Origin of the sequence: Ornithinimicrobium sp., assembly GCF_035267225.1 — a bacterium.
Taxonomy (GTDB): domain Bacteria; phylum Actinomycetota; class Actinomycetes; order Actinomycetales; family Dermatophilaceae; genus Ornithinicoccus.
On sequence record NZ_DATFMA010000048.1, the window covers coordinates 1 to 17,463 of the forward strand.

At 72.9% G+C, this 17,463-nt stretch carries 11 protein-coding genes and 1 pseudogene; 6 read left to right on the top strand and 6 right to left on the bottom strand.

Annotation, left to right across the window (positions count from 1 at the left end; genetic code table 11):
* The first annotated feature begins 4 nt into the window (after positions 1-4).
* Together metH and VJ976_RS03110 are read left to right on the top strand one after the other, a co-directional pair.
* Positions 5-3,733: a methionine synthase gene (gene metH / locus VJ976_RS03105; RefSeq protein ID WP_324098654.1), complete on the top strand. Its 3,729-nt coding sequence runs from the start codon at positions 5-7 to the stop codon at positions 3,731-3,733.
* A complete protein-coding gene (locus VJ976_RS03110; protein WP_324098644.1) occupies positions 3,730-4,479 on the top strand; it encodes a methylenetetrahydrofolate reductase in 750 nt (249 codons plus the stop codon). Before metH ends, VJ976_RS03110 begins: the two co-directional genes overlap by 4 nt.
* A gap of 64 nt (positions 4,480-4,543) precedes the next feature.
* On the opposite strand, the gene VJ976_RS03115 is transcribed toward VJ976_RS03110, so the two are convergent.
* From VJ976_RS03115 to VJ976_RS03125, 3 genes are read right to left on the bottom strand one after another with little or no spacing between them, the layout of a single operon-like run.
* Positions 4,544-4,987, bottom strand: a complete 444-nt coding sequence (locus VJ976_RS03115; RefSeq protein WP_324098645.1) for a septum formation family protein — start codon at positions 4,985-4,987, stop codon at positions 4,544-4,546.
* A 39-nt stretch (positions 4,988-5,026) separates the two neighbouring features.
* Positions 5,027-7,657, bottom strand: coding sequence for a DEAD/DEAH box helicase (locus VJ976_RS03120; protein WP_324098646.1), 2,631 nt, complete (start codon positions 7,655-7,657; stop codon positions 5,027-5,029).
* A gap of 25 nt (positions 7,658-7,682) precedes the next feature.
* The gene (locus VJ976_RS03125) at positions 7,683-7,895 is read right to left on the bottom strand and encodes a hypothetical protein (protein WP_324098647.1); all 213 of its coding nucleotides are present in this window, start codon (positions 7,893-7,895) and stop codon (positions 7,683-7,685) included.
* Between the two features lie 128 nt (positions 7,896-8,023).
* Between VJ976_RS03125 and VJ976_RS03130 the strand changes: the two genes are divergently transcribed.
* Positions 8,024-9,292 carry an Nramp family divalent metal transporter gene (locus tag VJ976_RS03130; RefSeq protein WP_324098648.1) on the top strand — a complete coding sequence of 423 codons (1,269 nt, stop codon included), beginning with the start codon at positions 8,024-8,026 and terminating at the stop codon, positions 9,290-9,292.
* A gap of 29 nt (positions 9,293-9,321) precedes the next feature.
* On the opposite strand, the gene VJ976_RS03135 is transcribed toward VJ976_RS03130, so the two are convergent.
* Both VJ976_RS03135 and VJ976_RS03140 read right to left on the bottom strand, forming a co-directional pair.
* Positions 9,322-10,590, bottom strand: coding sequence for a Dyp-type peroxidase (locus VJ976_RS03135; RefSeq protein WP_324098649.1), 1,269 nt, complete (start codon positions 10,588-10,590; stop codon positions 9,322-9,324).
* The gene (locus VJ976_RS03140; protein WP_324098650.1) at positions 10,587-11,603 is read right to left on the bottom strand and encodes an EfeM/EfeO family lipoprotein; all 1,017 of its coding nucleotides are present in this window, start codon (positions 11,601-11,603) and stop codon (positions 10,587-10,589) included. Before VJ976_RS03140 ends, VJ976_RS03135 begins: the two co-directional genes overlap by 4 nt.
* Before the next feature lie 97 nt (positions 11,604-11,700).
* On the opposite strand from VJ976_RS03140, the gene VJ976_RS03145 reads away from it, so the two are divergent.
* A complete protein-coding gene (locus VJ976_RS03145; protein ID WP_324098651.1) occupies positions 11,701-13,338 on the top strand; it encodes a protoporphyrinogen/coproporphyrinogen oxidase in 1,638 nt (545 codons plus the stop codon).
* Positions 13,339-13,341: 3 nt separating this feature from the next.
* Here VJ976_RS03145 and VJ976_RS03150 read toward each other — a convergent pair whose 3' ends face one another.
* Positions 13,342-15,039: a glycosyltransferase gene (locus VJ976_RS03150; RefSeq protein WP_324098652.1), complete on the bottom strand. Its 1,698-nt coding sequence runs from the start codon at positions 15,037-15,039 to the stop codon at positions 13,342-13,344.
* Positions 15,040-15,136: 97 nt separating this feature from the next.
* Here VJ976_RS03150 and VJ976_RS03155 point away from each other — a divergent pair, with 97 nt between their 5' ends.
* Together VJ976_RS03155 and VJ976_RS03160 are read left to right on the top strand one after the other, a co-directional pair.
* Positions 15,137-16,072 (top strand): NAD(P)-dependent oxidoreductase, encoded by a 936-nt coding sequence (locus tag VJ976_RS03155; protein WP_324098653.1) that lies wholly within the window; start codon positions 15,137-15,139, stop codon positions 16,070-16,072.
* Positions 16,069-17,463 (top strand): annotated as a pseudogene (locus VJ976_RS03160) (hypothetical protein); the annotation flags it as partial. The gene VJ976_RS03155 and the pseudogene VJ976_RS03160, both read left to right, overlap by 4 nt.

The window sequence follows — 17,463 nt, forward strand, 5'->3', positions numbered from 1 at the left end:
GTCGGTGACCTTGACGACGGCTCGCATCGACCGACTACGCACCCTCGCCACCGAGCGTCTCCTCGTCCTCGACGGCGCGTGGGGCTCGATGCTGCAGCAGGCCGACCTCGGCGAGGCCGACTTCCGTTTCGCCGGAGCCGATCCCGACCGCTCCTACCGGGGCAACTTCGACCTGCTGCAGCTGAGCCGTCCCGATGTCGTCGCGGGGGTGCACCGCGCCTACTTCGAGGCCGGGGCGGACATCAGCAGCACGAACACCTTCTCCTCCACCTCGATCGCCCAGGCGGACTATGCGACCGCTCACCTGGTCGGTCAGCTGAACCGGGAGGCCGCGCGGATCGCGCGCGAGGTGGCCGACGAGCTCGAGGCCGGCGACGGCCGGGCGCGCTTCGTCGCCGGGGCCATGGGGCCCACCAACCGCACGGCCTCCCTCTCCCCGGACGTGGAGCGGCCGGAGTACCGCGCGGTCACCTATACGCAGCTGCGCGAGGCGTACGCGCAGCAGGCCCAGGGTCTGGTCGACGGCGGCGCCGACCTGCTCTTGGTGGAGACCGTGTTCGACACCCTGAACGCGAAGGCGGCGCTGCACGCCATCGCGGAGGTGCTTGCGACCGCACCGCGCGAGGTGCCGGTCATGCTGTCGGGGACGATCACCGACGCTTCCGGGCGCACGCTGTCGGGGCAGACCCCGGAGGCGTTCGCCGTCTCCGTCGAGCACGTGGACCTGTTCAGCATCGGGTTGAACTGTGCCCTGGGGCCCGAGGCGATGCGCCCACACCTGCGCGAGCTGGGCGAGGCGGCCCGCCTGTCCGGACGCGGCGGGGGGCCGCTCGTCTCCGCCTACCCCAACGCCGGCCTGCCCAACGCTTTCGGCGGCTACGACGAGACGCCGGAGCAGATGGCGACGACCCTGCGCGAGTTCGCCGAGGAAGGCCTGCTCGACATCCTGGGGGGCTGCTGCGGCACCACACCGGAGCACATCCGCGTGCTCGCGGAGGCGACCCGGGGCATCACGCCCCGGCGGGCTCGCCGGTCGGCTGCCTCTGCTCCGGACCGGAGCCTGCGCACCAGCGGCCTGGAGGCCTTCACCCTCACGCCGCAGACCAACTTCGTCAACGTCGGCGAGCGCACCAACGTGACCGGCTCACCCCGCTTCGCCCAGGCCGTCACCGCCGGCGACTGGGACGGTTGCGTCCGGATCGCCCGGCAACAGGTCGAGGCCGGGGCACAGATGATCGACGTCAACGTGGACGAGGGGATGATCGACGGCCCGGAGACGATGACGCACCTGCTCAACCTGCTGGCCGCCGAACCGGACGTGGCCCGGGTGCCGGTGATGGTCGACTCCTCGCGCTTCGAGGTGCTCGAGGCCGGGATGCAGTGCCTGCAAGGCAAGGGCGTGGTCAACTCGCTGTCGCTCAAGGACGGCGCGGACGCGTTCTGCGAGCGTGCAGCGCTGGTGCGGGCCTACGGCGCTGCTGTGGTCGTCATGGCCTTCGACGAGGACGGACAGGCCGACACGCTGGACCGGCGCACCGCCGTCTGCCGGCGCGCCTACGACCTGCTCACGACGCGGGTGGGCATGGACCCCCGCGACATCATCTTCGACCCGAACGTGCTCACGGTGGCCACCGGCATGAGCGAGCACGACCGCTACGCCCTGGACTTCATCGACGCCACCCGGTGGATCAAGGCGAACCTGCCGCACGCCCGGGTCAGCGGCGGCATCAGCAACGTCTCGTTCAGCTTCCGCGGCAACAACACCGTGCGCGAGGCCATGCACACCGTCTTCCTCTACCACGCCATCGCGGCCGGGCTGGACATGGGCATCGTCAACGCCGGCATGCTCGGGGTGTACGCAGACATCGACCCGCCGCTGCGGGAGGCGGTGGAGGATGTCGTGCTGGCCCGGACCCCGGACGCGACGGACCGGCTGATCGAGCTGGCCGGTCGGTATGCCTCGACGAGCGCACGCGGCGGGGCCGGCCCCGCCGCCACCCAGGCCTGGCGCGAGAGCGGGGTCGCCGAGCGACTGCGTCATTCCCTGGTGCACGGGATCAGCGACTACGCCGTCGACGACGCCGAGGAGGCCTACCAGCAGATGGGCTCGGCGCTGGCGGTGATCGAGGGCCCGCTCATGGACGGCATGAACGTCGTGGGCGACCTCTTCGGCAGCGGCAAGATGTTCCTGCCGCAGGTGGTGAAGTCGGCTCGGGTGATGAAGAAGGCGGTCGGCCACCTCACTCCGTACATGGAGCAGGCGGCCGCCGCCAGCGGCGCGGCGCACAGCAAGGGCAAGGTTGTGCTGGCCACGGTGAAGGGCGACGTGCACGACATCGGCAAGAACATCGTCGGCGTCGTGCTGGCGTGCAACGGGTACGAGGTCAGCGACCTGGGGGTGATGGTGCCGGCCGAGAAGATCCTCGCGCACGCCGAGGAGATCGGGGCCGACGTCATCGGCGCCTCGGGGCTCATCACGCCCAGCCTGGACGAGATGGTGTCGCTGGCCACCGAGATGTCCCGTCGCGGGATGAGCACCCCGCTGCTCATCGGGGGCGCGACCACGAGCACCGCGCACACGGCCGTGAAGATCGACCCCGCCTACGAGGGCACGGTCGTGCACGTGCTCGACGCCAGCCGCGCGGTGGGAGTCACCGCCGACGCGATCCATCGACAGGACTCGCTCGCCGACAGCGTGGCTGCCCAGTACGACGAGCTGCGGGCCCGGCACAGCGGCCGCCAGAGCACGCTGGTGCCGCTGCCGCAGGCTCGCCAGGAGGCCCGGACGGTGGACCCGACGCCCGTACCGGCTCCGGCTCACCCGGGGCGGCACCTGCTCGAGCCCTCACTGGCGCAGCTCAGCGAGCTCATCGACTGGACACCGTTCTTCACCGCCTGGGAGCTGCGCGGCAGCTACCCCCAGATCCTGCAGGACCCCAAGCAGGGCGCCCAGGCCCGCGAAGTGTTCTCCGACGCCCAGGCGATGCTGGCTCAGCTGCTCGCCGACGACGAGGTGAGCGCGCGCGGGGTGGTGGCCCTCTGGCGGGCGTACCGGGACGGTGACGACATCGTCGTCGGCTGCGCGCCGGATGACCGCGGATCGGCACCGCTCGAGGCCGGCGTGGCCGACCCGGTCCGGCTGCACACCCTGCGTCAGCAGCGCGAGCGCCGCAGCGGCAGCTACACCGCCCTCGCCGACTTCGTGGCCCCCGAGGGCGGGAACGACCACCTGGGCGGGTTCGCCGTCGCCATCCACGGCGCCGACACGGTCGCCGCGCGGCACCGCGACGCCGGTGACGACTACAGCGCCATCATGGTGCAGGTACTCGCCGACCGGCTGGCCGAGGCGTTCGCCGAGTGGGCGCACCGCGAGGTACGTCGGCACTGGTGGGGCTACGCGGCGCAGGAGGACCTCAGCCTGCACGACGTGATCAAGGAGCGGTATCACGGCATCCGGCCCGCCCCGGGCTACCCGGCGCAGCCGGACCACACCGAGAAGGAGACGGTCTTCGCCCTGCTCGGTGCCGAGCAGGTCGGCATGGCGCTGACCGAGTCCTTCGCCATGACGCCGAACTCGGCGGTCTGCGGCCTGTACTTCGCGCACCCCGAGTCGGCCTACTTCGCCTTGGGCAAGATCGCGCGCGACCAGGTGGCCGACTACGCCGAGCGCAAGGGATGGCCGCTCGAGCAGGCCGAGCGGTGGCTGGCGCCCAACCTGGGCTACCAGCCGTGAGCCGGATCTCGGTCGAGCTGGTCCCCCGCAGCGTCGCGTCGGTGCAGGCCGACGTGACCACGGTGGCCGAGCACCTCGACACGGTGGACACGATCAACGTGCCCGACCTGACGAAGTTCGACCTGTCCAGCTGGGACGCCTGCGCCGTGGCGAAGGAGACCGTGGCGGACTACGCGACCATCCCACACATCCGCGCCGCGGACCTCGCGCCCTCCCGCGCCCTGCCGATGCTGCGGGCCCTGTCCCGCGCCGGGATCGAGGAGGTGCTGGTGGTCACCGGCGACCTGCCGGATGAGCCCGATGCCGAGTACGAGGGGGTGTCCGCCCTGGCGGCGATCGCGCGGTTGCGCTGCGAGCTGCCGCACCTGCGGGTGTACGCGGGCCTGGACCCCTACCGGCACGCGCCCTGGCAGGAGCTGGAGTACGCCGAGCGCAAGCTGGAGGCCGGGGCGGCCGGCTTCTTCACCCAGCCGTTCTTCGACGTGACCCTGATGCAGGCCTGGGCGGGGCTCCTGCCCGCGGGCGTGCCGGTGTGGTGGGGCGCCACGACGGTGACGACGCAGGCCTCGCTGCGGTACTGGCGGCGGCGCAACCTCGCCGTCTTCCCCCGGGACTTCGAGCTGACCCTGGACCGGCAGCGTGCGTTCGCCGCCCAGGCCGTCGCCTTCGCGCGCAGCCGTGGCGACAACGTCTACCTCATGCCGGTCCGCGTCGACCTGCGCGAGTACCTGGTCGGCGTGGTGTGACGCGGCCGGTAGAACCCTCGAGGCCGTGTCCCACCAGCAGGGGTCGGCTCGCCGTGCCGCCGGGTCAGATCTCGGCGTCCTCGAAGGTCTTCGAGGTCGTGCCGTCAGACAGGAAAGCCACGCAGAGCACCTGGCGGTCCCCTGACTCCCAGGAGCCCCTGGTCGGCGACAGGTCCTGCACCAGCAGGGCGGACTCGCCGTAGGACGTCCCCACGAAGTCCTCGAACCCCTGGGTGCACTCCTGCTCGATGGCCCGGCTCCACTCCCGGTCGCTCGGGTAGCCCTCGCCGTTCATGTCGAAGGCGTGCACGACCTGGCCGTCGTGCGGCTCGCCGCAGTCCACGGTGGGGATCTCGCTGACCTGCGCCTGGTCGACGGTGGCCATGTCGAGGCAGTCGCCGACCTCGGCCGACGGGGCCCGCTCGGCGCCGAGCCCGCAGCCGGACGAGCTGACGAGCACGGCCGCCCCCAGGACGGTCGCCCGGACAACGCCGCGAGACCAGGTCATCGCTTGTCAATGTAGAGCAGCCGTCGCCAGCCGTCCGGCTCATCCACCCAGGCGCCGCATGGCGGTGGCGAGCAGCATCGGCTCCCCGACCTCGTCCGAGGCCGGCAGGTCGCACGTCGCCTCGATCACCCAGTCGCGGTCGCCGGCCGGGTCCACGAGCGTCTGTCGGACCGCCCACAGCGCCACCGGCGCGGGCGGCTCGCTTGCGCCGGCCGGGACACCGGCGCCGAGCGGGTCGCCTTCGATCGTCTCGATGTGCAGCAGGTCCGGTCCGCGCGCGTCCGCGCCGGTGCCGATCTCGTCGTGCTCGGCGAAGTAACAACCCAGGGCGTCGTCCCAGTCCTGCAGGCTCATGACCGGCTGGCGCGCGGGCTCGGGGAGCGCCGCGACCGCGGAGTCGAGCTCGTGCAGGCTGCGCCACTGGTCTCTCGCCGCCAGCTCGACCCGGCGGAACATCGCGTTGCGCACCATCACGCGGAAGGCTCGCGCGTTTCCGGTCACGGGGCGCAGCGTCTCGGGGGCGGGTCGCGGCGGCCCCGACTCGGCGACGAGCGCCGCAGGGTGGCTCAGCGCCTCCCATTCCTCCAGGAGCGAGGAGTCGGTCTGCCGGATGGTCTCGCCCAGCCACTCGAGCAGGTCGGCCAGTCGCTCGTCGACGGCCTCCTCGGGAACCGTCTGGCGCAGGGTGCGGTAGGCGTCGCTGAGGTAGCGCAGCACCACGCCCTCCGAGCGAGCCAGCTGGTAGAAGCCGACGAGCTCGGTGAAGCTCATGGCCCGCTCGTACATGTCCCGCACCACCGACTTCGGGCTGAGCGCGTCCTCGCGGACCCACGGGTGGCTCTGCCGGTAGACCGACAGGCTGGCCTCCAGCAGCTCGAGAAGCGGCTGGGGCCAGGTCACCTCCTCCAGCCGCTCCATGCGTTCGTCGTAGTCGATCCCGTCGGCCTTCATCTGCGCGACCGCCTCGCCCTTGGCCTTCGAACGCTGGGCGAAGAGCACCTGTCTTGGGTCCTCCAGCACCGCCTCGACCACGGAGACCACGTCGAGGGCGTAGCTCGGCGCGTCGGGGTCGAGGAGCTCCAGTGCGGCCAGAGCGAACGGGGCCAAGGGCTGGTTGAGCGCGAAGTTGTGCGCCACTCCGGGCGCGAGGTCGACGGTGCGACCGTCGCCGGCGGGCTCGGGCAGCCGCCGCAGGACGCCGGTCTCCAGCAGCGACCGCGACAGCGTGATCGCCCGCCGGGCCAGGCGCACCTGGGCGGCGCGGGAGTCGTGGTTGTCCCGCACCAGCGCGCTCAGGTGGGCCACCGGGTCACCGGGGCGGGCGACCGTGTTGAGGATGATCGAGTGGTCGACCTTCATCCGGGGAGCCAGGGCCTCCGGCCGGCCGTCGACGAGCTTGCGGAACGTCTCCTCGGTCCAGCCGACGAAGCCCTCGGGCGGCTTCTTGCGGGCATACGAGCGGCGCTTCTTCGGGTCGTCGCCGATCTTGGCTAGCGCTCGCTCGTTGACGATCACGTGCTCCGGGGCCTGCACCACGACGTAGCCACTGGTGTCGTAGCCGGCCCGCCCGGCTCGGCCGGCGATCTGCTGGAACTCCCGCGTGCGCAGCACCCGCTGGCGCGAGCCGTCGAACTTGGCCAACCCGGTGAACAGGACGGTGCGGATGGGCACGTTGATGCCGACCCCCAGGGTGTCCGTGCCGCAGACCACCTTCAGCAGCCCGTCCTGCGCCAGCTGCTCCACCAGGCGCCGGTAGCGCGGCAACATGCCGGCGTGATGCACCCCGATCCCGCTGCGGACCAGCGCCGACAGGGTCCGGCCGAACCCGGCGGTGAACCGGAAGTCTCCGATCCGGGCGGCGACGGCGTCGCGCTCGGGCCGGCTGAGCATCCGCACCGAGGTCAGCGCCTGCGCCCGCTCCAGAGCCTCCTTCTGGGTGAAGTGCACGATGTACACCGGCGCCTGGTGGGTCTGCAGCAGCTCGGCGATGGTCTCCGGCAGTGGGGTCATCGACCACGTGAAGGACAACGGCACTGGCCGGGGCGCCTCGGCGACCACCGCGACCTCACGGCTGGTGCGCCGGGTCAGGTCCTCGGCGATGGCGCCGACGTCGCCCAGAGTCGCCGACATGAGGAGGAACTGTGCCCGGTGCAGGACCAGCAGCGGCACCTGCCAGGCCCAGCCGCGGTCGGGCTCGGAGTAGAAGTGGAACTCGTCCATCACCACCAGGCCGACGTCAGCATCCGGGCCCTCACGCAGCGCGATCTGGGCCAGGATCTCCGCGGTGCAGCAGATGATGGGAGCGTCGGGGTTGACCGAGGCGTCGCCGGTGACCATGCCGACGTCCTCAGCCCCGAAGAGCCGGACCAACGCGAAGAACTTCTCGCTGACCAGCGCCTTGATCGGCGCGGTGTAGAAGCTGACCCGGTCGGTGGCCAGGGCATGCAGGTGGGCCGCCGTGGCGACCAGCGACTTCCCGGAGCCGGTCGGCGTGGACAGGATCACGTGCGAACCGGCCAGCAGGTCGATGATGGCCTCGTCCTGGTGGGGGTACAAGGGCGTTCCCTGCTCGCACGACCACCGCTCGAACGCCGCGTAGAGCCCGTCGGCGTCCGGTGACCCGCCGGCCTCGGCCCTCAGCTCATCGAGCAACGCGTCCAGGTCGGCCATGGGCCCAGTGTGGACCCCCCGGGCCTCAGCCGTGGGTGTCGGGAACCGCGTCGGCCCCGCCCTCGCTGGTCTCCTCGTTCAGGCTCGCACCCCCGGCCTCGGAGACCCGGGCACCCGATGCCGCATCGTCACCGGGCGGGCCGGCCGCGTTCTCGGAGCCTTCTGCGCCGTCGTGCGGGGTCTGGCTCGGCACCTGCGCCTGGCTCGAGTCCGTACCGGAGGCCGACGATGTGTTCACCCCCCGACTGTGTCATCCGTGGAAGATTCGCCAGCAGGCGGGTGGTGGCGGGCAGCCCGACTCGTGGACAAGGCCCCATACAGGCGGAACACTGTCAGCCACCGCCCGGCGCCAAGGAGGACCCCCGCATGTCCGAGCAGACCGCAGACTCCGAAGCGCCGCAGGAGAAGCGAAGCCTGAAGACGACGCTGAAGAACCTCGGTCCCGGCCTGCTCGTCGCGGCCGCCTTCATCGGCCCGGGGACGGTGACCACGGCCAGCGTCGCCGGCTCCAGCTACGGCTTCGCGCTGCTGTGGGCCATCGTCTTCAGCGTCGTCGCCGCCATCGTGCTGCAGGAGATGTGTGCCCGGCTCGGCGTGGTGAGCCGTGAGGGCCTGGGGGAGGCTCTGCGCTCGACCTTCGACAACGCGGTCATCAAGGTGCTGGCCATCATCCTGGTCATCGGGGCCATCACCATCGGCACCGCAGCGTTCGAGGGCGGCAACCTGACCGGCGCCGCCCTGGCTCTGGACACCGTGTTCGGCGGCGGCACCACGATCTGGTCGCTGCTCGTGGCCGCCCTGGCGGCCGGCCTCCTCGCGACGGGCTCCTACCGCGTGGTCGAGCGGGTCCTGGTCTGGCTGGTCGTCGCCATGGGCATCGTCTTCCTCGTCACCGCGGTCATGGTCACCCCCAGCATCGGCGAGCTGCTCTCGGGGCTGGTCCCCACGGCACCCACGGGCTCCACCCTGACCGTCGTGGCCCTCATCGGCACCACCGTGGTGCCCTACAACCTGTTCCTGCACGCCAGCAGCGTGCAGGACAAGTGGGGCACCGACGTGCCGACGGACCTCGCGGTGCGCGAGGCCAAGCTCGACACGCGCCTGTCGGTCAGCATCGGCGGCCTGGTGACCATCGCCATCCTCACCACCGCCGCCGCTGCCCTGTTCGGCACCGGCAACGACGTGAAGACCGCGGCCGACATGGCCACCGCGCTCGAGCCGCTGCTGGGCCCCGTCGCCGAGTACTTCTTCGCGTTCGGCCTGCTCGCCGCCGGGGTGACCAGCTCGGTGACCGCCCCGTTGGCCGCCGCCTACGGCACTGCGGGAGCGTTCGGGTGGAAGCGCGACCTGGCCGACCCGAAGTTCAAGGCCATCTGGGCGCTGATCATCGTCGTCGGCGCCACCTTCGCGGCCATCGGGTCGAGCCCCACCGAGCTCATCGTCTTCGCCCAGGCCGCCAACGGGCTGATCCTGCCGATCATCGCCGTCTTCCTGCTCGTGGTCATGAACCGCAGCGACCTGCTCGGCAAGCACACCAACGGTCGAAGCGCCAACATCATCGGGGGCATCGTGGTGCTGGTCGCCATCGGCCTGGGTGTGCAGTCGCTGCTGGCCGCTTTCGGCGTCGTCGGCTGAGCTGAGCAGGTCCACCCCCGCCGCGAGGGCTACGCCAGGAGCGCCGCGCCCAGCGAGGTGTCCTCGTCCTCGACCCCGGGCAGAGCGAAGAAGAAGCCTCCACCCTCGGGCCGGATGTACTCCTCGAGCGGCTCACCGTTGAGGCGCTCCTGCACGGCCAGGAAGGTGCTCAGCGAGCGTTGGTAGGACACGAACGCCAGGCCCTGGTCGAGCTGGCCCGCCTTGTCGACCCCCCGGGTGTAGGAGAAGCCTCGGCGCAGCATGAGCTGGTCGGCGGTCTCCGCGGTCCGCGGGTTGGCCAGGCGGATGTGCGAGTCCAGCGGAGTGCGCCGTCCGTCGGGGTCGCCGGAGAAGTCGACCTCGGCGAACTCCTCGGTCCCTCCCAGCGGGGCACCGCTGTCCTTGTGCCGCCCGATGACCGCCTCCTGCTCGGACAGGCGGGTGCGGTCCCAGAACTCCACCAGCATCCGGATCACCCGCACGACCTGGTAGGAGCCGCCTACCGACCAGGCGGGCTCGTCGTCGCCGTCCGCCACCCAGACGTGGCGCTGCATCAGCTCGGCGTCGGAGGAGTCGAGGTTCGCCGTCCCGTCCTTGAAACCGAGCAGGTTGCGGGGAGTCTGCTGGCCCGCGCCCTCAGAGCCGCGTGCGTAGCCCTCCCCGGTCCAGGCCAGCACGAGGTGGCGCCGGGTGGCCCGCATGATCTGGCGCAGGGCGTGCTGGATGGTGTCGTCGTGCTGGGCCTCGATGCTGACCAGCAGGTCGCCGTGGGAGCGCTCGGAGTCGAGCCGGTCGTTGGCCAGGAAGGGCATGGTCACCAGCTCCCGCGGGGCCCGGTCTTCGAGCCCGAACCGGTCGTCGAACAGGCTCGCCCCCACGCTCACGACGATGCCGAGGTCGTCCGGCGGCGGGTCCGGGCCCAGGATGCCGGTCTCCATCGGGGGGTATGCCGGGTCGCGGCTCTCCGGCATCCGGCCGGCCATCAGGTCGGCCACCGTGGTGCTGAGCTCAGCGAACATCTCGGTCAGCCCAGCCCGGTCCTGCGCCGTGACCCGGAAAGCCGCGAGCGAAGCCAGGGCCGGCACCGGCGTCGCCGTGATCGCCGGCTGATGCGCGCCGCTGAACGCAACCCGCCCCGGCGTGCGGCCGCCACCCTGCCCGGGCGAGCCTGCCGCGTTGCGGTTCTCCTCGCGGTCGCCATCGCTGCAGGCGGCCAGGCCGACGGCTGCACCGACGGACCCGAGGGCGGCGGTGAGCACCTGCCGCCGCCCCGGGGCCATGGGGCAGCCTGAGCTCATTCCTCCAGCCCCAGCGCTCCGGCCACCTGCGAGGTCTGCTCGGACAGGGCCGCGGTCTGGGACTGCAGCTGGTCGACGACCTCCGGCTCCACGGTCACCTCGGGGCAGCGGTCGGAGGGGTACTCGTCGTCTTCGAGGCAGTACAGCACCCATCCGTCGCCGTCACGCAGCGGCTCCAGGGTGGACTCCAGCTCGGCGAAGGAGGAGTCCAGCTGGGCCGCCAGGTCCGGGTCGGCCTCCTCCAGCGCCGGGTTGAGCAGCTCGATCGCGACCTCGGCGCCCTCGACGTTGGCGGCCAGGTCCCACAGGTCGGTCTTGGCGTACCGGTTCTCCTCGCCAGTGATCTTGCCCTGCGAGACCTCCTCGATGAGCTCCGAGGCGCCGACCGGCACGGCGGCGGCCGGGATGTCGAGGGACTCGATCTCCTCCGACAGGGTCTTCAGGTCCGCATCCAGCTGGTCGGCGTACTCGGTGCCGCCCTCGGTCGTCTCCTCCTCGAACAGCAGGTACTCCAGCCGGTGCCATCCGGTGAACTCGGGGTCGTCCACGCCCTCGAAGTCGTCGACGCGGGAGTCCAGCGTGCCGTCGAGCTCGGGTATCAGGCCGGCGATCGGCTCGATCCGCTCCCAGCCTTCCCGCGAGGGCGCGTAGGCCTCCTGCGCGGCCTCGAGCTCACCGTCGCGGACCGCATCGGTGAGCTCCTGGGTCTGCGCCCGGGTGAGCTGGACCTGCTCCTGCACGTAGGCCTGGTAAGCGGTGACCGCCTCGGTGACGAGCTCGTTGTCCGAGCCCTGTTGCAGATCCGAGCCCAAGCCGCTTCCGGAGCCCGACCCGCTTCCGGACCCGCTATCCGAGCCCGACCCGCTTCCGGATCCGGACCCACTGCCGGACCCGCCGGACCCGCCGGACTCGCTGCCGAGGTCAGTCACCCCCGATCCGTCGTCCGAACACGCCACGAGGGCGGAGCTGCTCAACAGGGCCGCAGCCAGGACCAGTCGTGGGCGACGGATCACGATGCCTCCATAAGTCATAGATGTGTGACGTAATTCAGTAAGGTGAACCTTAGCAACGCTCGGAGGTGTCGTGTCCAACCCGGTAGGGTCGCGGGCCATGTCCACCCCGCCGCGCCCCGTCCAGGCAGGGCCGGTACGCAGCAGCGACGTGCTCGTGCTCGGTGCCGGGCCGGCAGGGCTGGCGACCGCGTGGGAGGCGGCCGAGCGGGGGCTCGACGTGGTGCTGCTGGAGCGCGCCACGACCACGGGCGGGATGGCGGCCAGCTTCGAGGTCGACGGCGTCCGCGTGGACCACGGCAGCCACCGGCTGCATCCGGTCACCCCGCCGGAGGTGCTGGCGCGGCTGCAGCGGCTGCTGGGTGAGGACCTGCAGCGTCGGCCCCGCCGTGGGCGGCTGCGCCTCGGGGACGGCTGGGTCGAGTTCCCGCTGCAGCCGGTCGACCTGGCCCGCTCCATGCCCCCGGGCTGGGTCGCGCGGGTAGCGGTGGACACCGCCGCCTCGACAGCGCGCGCGCTCACGCGCCGACTACGCCGGGTCGGACGCGCGCGGCCCCCTGGTCCAGTGGCGGGCGAAGCCGGGCCCTCGTACGCGGCCGTGCTACGCGCCTCCCTCGGGCCGACGGTCTACGAGTCGCTGTACGCCCCCTACGCGCGGAAGCTCTGGGGTCTGGACGGCACCGAGATCGACGCCGAGCAGGCGCGGGTGCGGGTGAGCGCCGACACCGTGCCCAAGGTGGCCTGGCGGGTGCTGCGGTCGGCGGCCCGGCGTCGACGCCGTCCGCGTACGGCACCGAGCCCCGCCAGCGCACCGGGGCAGACCTCGACCGCGGCCTCCGGTCCGCGTGGATCGACCTTCCTCTATCCCCGGCGAGGGTTCGGCCAGATCACCGAAGCCCTGGAGCGTGCCGCCCGCGAGGCGGGCGCAGAGGTACAGACCGGCGTCGCCGTCCGGGGCCTGAACCCAGCGGGATCCGAAGAGTCCGCGGCCGGCCAGGTCGTGGTGCACAGCGACGACGGGCGCCGCTGGCAGGCGCCGCGGGTCTTCTCCACGCTGCCGATCCCGCTGCTGGCCCGGCTGGCTCATGACCACGTGCCTGGCGAGGTCGCAGCGGCGGCGCAGGGCCTGCGCTTCCGCGCCATGGTGTTGGTCTACCTCACCCACGAGCCGGGCGCCGACCGGCCGGGCGCACCGCGCGGCGCCGGCCGGCGCTCACCGACACGGTGGTCGGCCTACGACGCGCACTACCTCCCCGCAGGGCGAACGCCGGTCACCCGGGTGAGCGAACCGATGAACTACCGGGACAGCCCCCAGGACCCGGTCGGGCGCAGCGTGCTCTGCGCCGAGATCCCCTGCACGGTGGGCGACGAGATCTGGACGGCGAGCGAGGAGCGCCTGGCCGAGGTGGTGGCCGAGGCGCTGCGTGAGGCCGACCTGCCTCCGGTGCAAGGCCCGGCTGGCGCGCCTCCGGCCGTGCACGTGCGCCGCCTCCCGGCGGTCTACCCCGTGTACGAGCACGGCTTCGCGCAGCGGCTGGCCCGGCTGGAGGCCTGGGCCGACGTGGTGCCCGGCGTGACCACCCTCGGGCGCTCGGGCCTCTTCACGCACGACAACACCCACCACGCCCTGGTCATGGCCCGCGCCGCCGTCGATGCCGTCCGTGCCGACGGGACCTTCGACGCTGAGGCGTGGAGGCGATCGCGGGAGACCTTCCGCGAGCACGTGGTCGAGGACTAGCGCTCAGCGCGCCGCCCCGTTGAGCTCGCGGTGCACGGCCGGCACCACCTTGCGCAGGTACCGGCCCAGGGAGACGAACGACGTACCGGTGGTGCGGAACGCGTAGCTGATCGGCACCTCGGCGTACCGGTAGCCCTTGGCGAGCAGGTCCAGCGTCAGCACCTGGGCGTAGTTGTAGTCGTGGACGACCTCCGCCTCACCCAGCGCGGCCGGGGAGAAGGCGCGGAACCCGCTCTGTCCGTCGGTGAGGTCGCGGCGCCGCGCCGTCCACCGCAGCCACCGGGTCAGCACCAGGTTGCCCAGTCGACGGTGGGGCCGCATCGAGTCGATCCGCCCGGCGAACCGGCTGCCGATGACGTAGTCGGCCTCACCGCGCAGCACCGGAGCCACGACGGCCGGGATCTCCTCCGGCGGGTACTCCCCGTCGGCGTCCAGATAGACCCCGGCCGCCGGGGCACGGGCGGCCGCCTCCGCCAGGCCGCGTCGCACCGCCGCTCCGAGACCCTGGTTGTGCCCCAGGCTCAGCACCTCCGCGCCTGCGCCTCGCGCCTCCTGTGCGGTCGCGTCGCTCGACCCGTCGTCGATGACGAGGACCTGCACGCCCCGCCCCGCTACCGCGGTGGGGATGCGCCGGATGACCGACGCGATGACCTGCTCCTCGTCGTGCGCCGGCAGGAAGACCACCACCGGCGCGTCGTCGTCCGGCGCCGGGTCCGCGGTCGTCGCCCGCGGCGGCACCGTGCGCGGCAGCCGCCACCCGCCCCAGTACCCGGGGGCGGGGGCGAACAGGGCCACGGCCCCCAGCGCGAGGCTGTACGCGGTCTTGACGGCGTGGGTGAGCAGGACGACGGCGAAGGCCTCCGGCGCCCCCACCCCCAGGGCGAGCAGAGCGGCGGTGCCTGCGGCCTCGTAGGTGCCCACACCGCCCGGGGTGACCGCCAGCACCTGCGCGAAGACGGTGATCGCCGTGACCCCGGCCGCCTCGGGCAGGCTCAGTCCCACCCCGGCGGTCCCGGCTACGACCCAGAGCACCACTGCTTCCAGCAGCCAGGCGGACACGGTGCCCACCGCCACCCACCCGTCCGGTGACCGCAGCGCCCGTGAGCCCGTGGCGCTCGTGGCCCGCGCCACCCGCACGCACCACCATCCCGCCCCGAGCACGGCCACGGCGCAGACCAGCGCGACCACCACCGCCCCGGCGCCCCCGACCACGGCGACGAGCGCGACCGGGGTCGCCACCGCCGCAATGACCACGAGGGCCATGAGGTCACCGAGTCGCAGCAGGGCCACCGCCGCGATGACCGGTCTGGCCGAGAGCGCCGTGCGCCGCAGCACGCTGGTGACGCGCAGCACCTCCCCCAGGCGTAGCGGCAGGACGTGGTTGGCCGCCAGCGCGACGTGCAGCGCGGCCCAGGCCTGTCCCGAGGGCAGCGCCGGCTGCATCCGGGTCCAGACCACGGTGCGCAGCCCGAACGCCGCCGCGTAAGCGAGTAGCGCCCCCACGGTGGCGAGCGGGGCCGCGAGCACGGCAGCCCCGGCCCGGGTCACCTCCGCGGTGTCGACGAGGTCCCAGAGCCACCACACCGCCAGGCCCAGCACCAGCACACCCGCCACCGTCCGCAGGCGGCCCAGGCCGGGCGTCGGCCGCCGTCCCGGGGACGCCGTGCTCCCCCGGGCCGGCTGGGGGTGAGGTTTGTCCATGAGGCAAGGATGCCCTAACCTCATTACGCGTCATAGTCATGACGTAATTCGCGTCTCGTCGGCTCGGATCCGGCAGGCCAGGCCGCCGGAGGAACACTTGAGCATCGTCGTCACGGGAGGCTCCGGCTTCCTCGGCCGCACCCTGGTGCGGACCGCGCTGGCGCAGCACCAGCGCGTCGTGGTGATGGACCGCCGGCGCTGGCCCGAGTCGGGCGCCCCACCAGCCGGGATGACGATGCTGACGGGCGAGCTGACCGCCCCCACCGATGCCATGCGCGCTGCGTTGCGCGAGGCCGAGGCGGTCGTGCACCTGGCCGGATGCCCGGGGGTGCGTGACGCGGGGCCCGACGTCGCCTTCCGGCGCCAGCGCGACAACGTGGACGCCGCCCGGTCGGTCCTCGCGGCCACCCCGCTCGCCACCCCCACCGTCGTGCTGTCCTCCTCCTCCGTCTACGGGGGCCTGCCGGCGGGGCCGACCGGTCCTCCAGGCCACCGGACGCTGCGGGAGGACGACCCGCTGCGGCCGCGCGGGGGATACGCGAGGAGCAAGGTGGCCACGGAGCGCGTCTGCGCCGAGCGCGCCGCCGTCGGCGGTCACGCGCTCGTCGTGCGCCCCTTCACCGTGCTCGGCGAGGGCCAGCGTGCCGACATGGCGGTCTCGCGATGGGCCCACGAAGCCCGGAGCACCGGGCACGTGACCGTCCTCGGCTCGCCGGAACGGACCCGCGACCTCACCGACGTGCGCGAGGTGGCCCGCTGCCTGACGGCGCTGGTCGCGTCGGGCCGGGTCGGCACGGTGAACCTGGGGACCGGGCAGGGTCATACGCTGGCTCAGCTCGCCACGGCCGTGTGCGCCGCCGTCGGCATCCCCACCCAGCTCCGGACGGTCCCCGCGGCGCACTCGGAGGTCGAGCACACCGCCGCCGACACCACCCGGCTGCGCGACTGGACCGGCCGCGTCCCCGTCACCCACCTCGCCGACGCGGTGGCCCGCGCCGTCGCGAGCCTGCCGAGCACTCGGGTGGCGGCATGAGCGCGCCCCCCTCCGAGCGTCAGAACACCCTGCGCTCCACGCGTGAGCCGGACGCGCGCGTCCCCGGGCCCGGAACGCCCCCCGCGACGCTCTCGACCCCTGCGACCTCCGGCCGTCCCGCGGCGGGGCAGCGGTCCCTGCTCCTGGCCGCGCTTCTGTCCGGCGCCCTCAGCACCCTGGTGGCCCTGGCCGGCGTCGGCGTACCCGCCACCCAGAACGCCGCCGCGGCGGTGGACGAGCCTCAGTACCTGCTCAGCGCGATCAGCCTGGTCGAGGACGGCGACCTGGACATCTCGGACGAGCGTGTGCAGGGGCGCGCTCGTCCGTTCCACCCCGGGCCGCTACCCGTGCAGACAGCGGTGCAGAGCGACGGGGGCCGGATCAGCCCGCACGACCCCCTGCTTCCTCTCATGCTCGCCCCCGCGGTGGCGGTCGCGCCGGCGCTGGGGCTGCCGGCCTGGGTCGGAGCCAAGGCGCTGATGGCCCTCCTGGGCGGTGCGGTGGCCGCGGCCACGGTCTGGCTGCTGGTGACCCGGTGGGAGGTGCGGCCGGTCCTCGCCGGTGCGGTGGCGGTCGCCGCGGGCGTCAGCCCACCGCTGGCCGTCTACGGCCACCAGGTGTACCCGGAGATCGCCGCCGCTCTGGCCGTGCTGGTCGCGGTGGGAGCCATCGTGCCGCCGCATCGACCCGGCGAGCGCTCCGCGCCGCATACCGTCGCCGCGGGAGCGGCGCGGCGCGCCGTGCGCCCCGCCGTCCTCGTACTCGCCGTCTCCGCCCTTCCCTGGCTCGCGGCGAAGTACACCCTGGTCGCGGCGGCACTGGCCGCGGTCGGCCTGCTGCGAATGGCCCGAGCGAGCAGACGGCTCGCCGCCGTCACCGCGGCGGCTCTGGCGCTGTCCGCGGTGGGCTGGCTCGTCGTGCATCGCCTCGTCTACGGCGGATGGACCGCCTACGCCGCCGGTGACCACTTCCAGTCCCGGGGGGAGTTCAGCGCCGTCGGCTTCGACCCCGACCTGCTGGGCCGGAGCACGCGATGGGTAGCCCTGTTCGTCGACCAGGGCTACGGCCTGGTGGCCTGGCAACCCGCCTGGCTCCTCGTCGTGCCCGCGGTCGGGCTGCTCTGGGGGCTAACACGCCCGGTGCGGTCGGGTGCGCCCGCCCCCGGCAGATCTCGGGGCGGGGGGGCCACGAGCCCCCCACGCTCCCTGCCTGCACTGCTCGCGCCTCTGGCGGCGGGCCTGCTGACGGCTGTCTACGTCGCCCTGACGATGCACGGCTTCTGGTGGCCGGGGAGACAGGTCGTCGTGGTCCTGCCCCTGGCCGCGATGCTCATCGCCCTCGCCCTGTCGCACCCCGCGCTACCCCACCGCCGTCGGTGGGCGACCGGGGCC

Excerpts from the sequence above, each read along its gene's own strand:
- VJ976_RS03130 (WP_324098648.1), top strand. The coding sequence starts at position 8,024 with ATGTCCGAGCAGACCGCAGACTCCGAAGCGCCGCAGGAGAAGCGAAGC.
- VJ976_RS03115 (WP_324098645.1), bottom strand. The coding sequence starts at position 4,987 with ATGACCTGGTCTCGCGGCGTTGTCCGGGCGACCGTCCTGGGGGCGGCC.
- VJ976_RS03120 (WP_324098646.1), bottom strand. The coding sequence starts at position 7,657 with ATGGCCGACCTGGACGCGTTGCTCGATGAGCTGAGGGCCGAGGCCGGC.
- VJ976_RS03150 (WP_324098652.1), bottom strand. The coding sequence starts at position 15,039 with ATGGACAAACCTCACCCCCAGCCGGCCCGGGGGAGCACGGCGTCCCCG.
- VJ976_RS03145 (WP_324098651.1), top strand. The coding sequence starts at position 11,701 with ATGTCCACCCCGCCGCGCCCCGTCCAGGCAGGGCCGGTACGCAGCAGC.
- VJ976_RS03135 (WP_324098649.1), bottom strand. The coding sequence starts at position 10,590 with ATGAGCTCAGGCTGCCCCATGGCCCCGGGGCGGCGGCAGGTGCTCACC.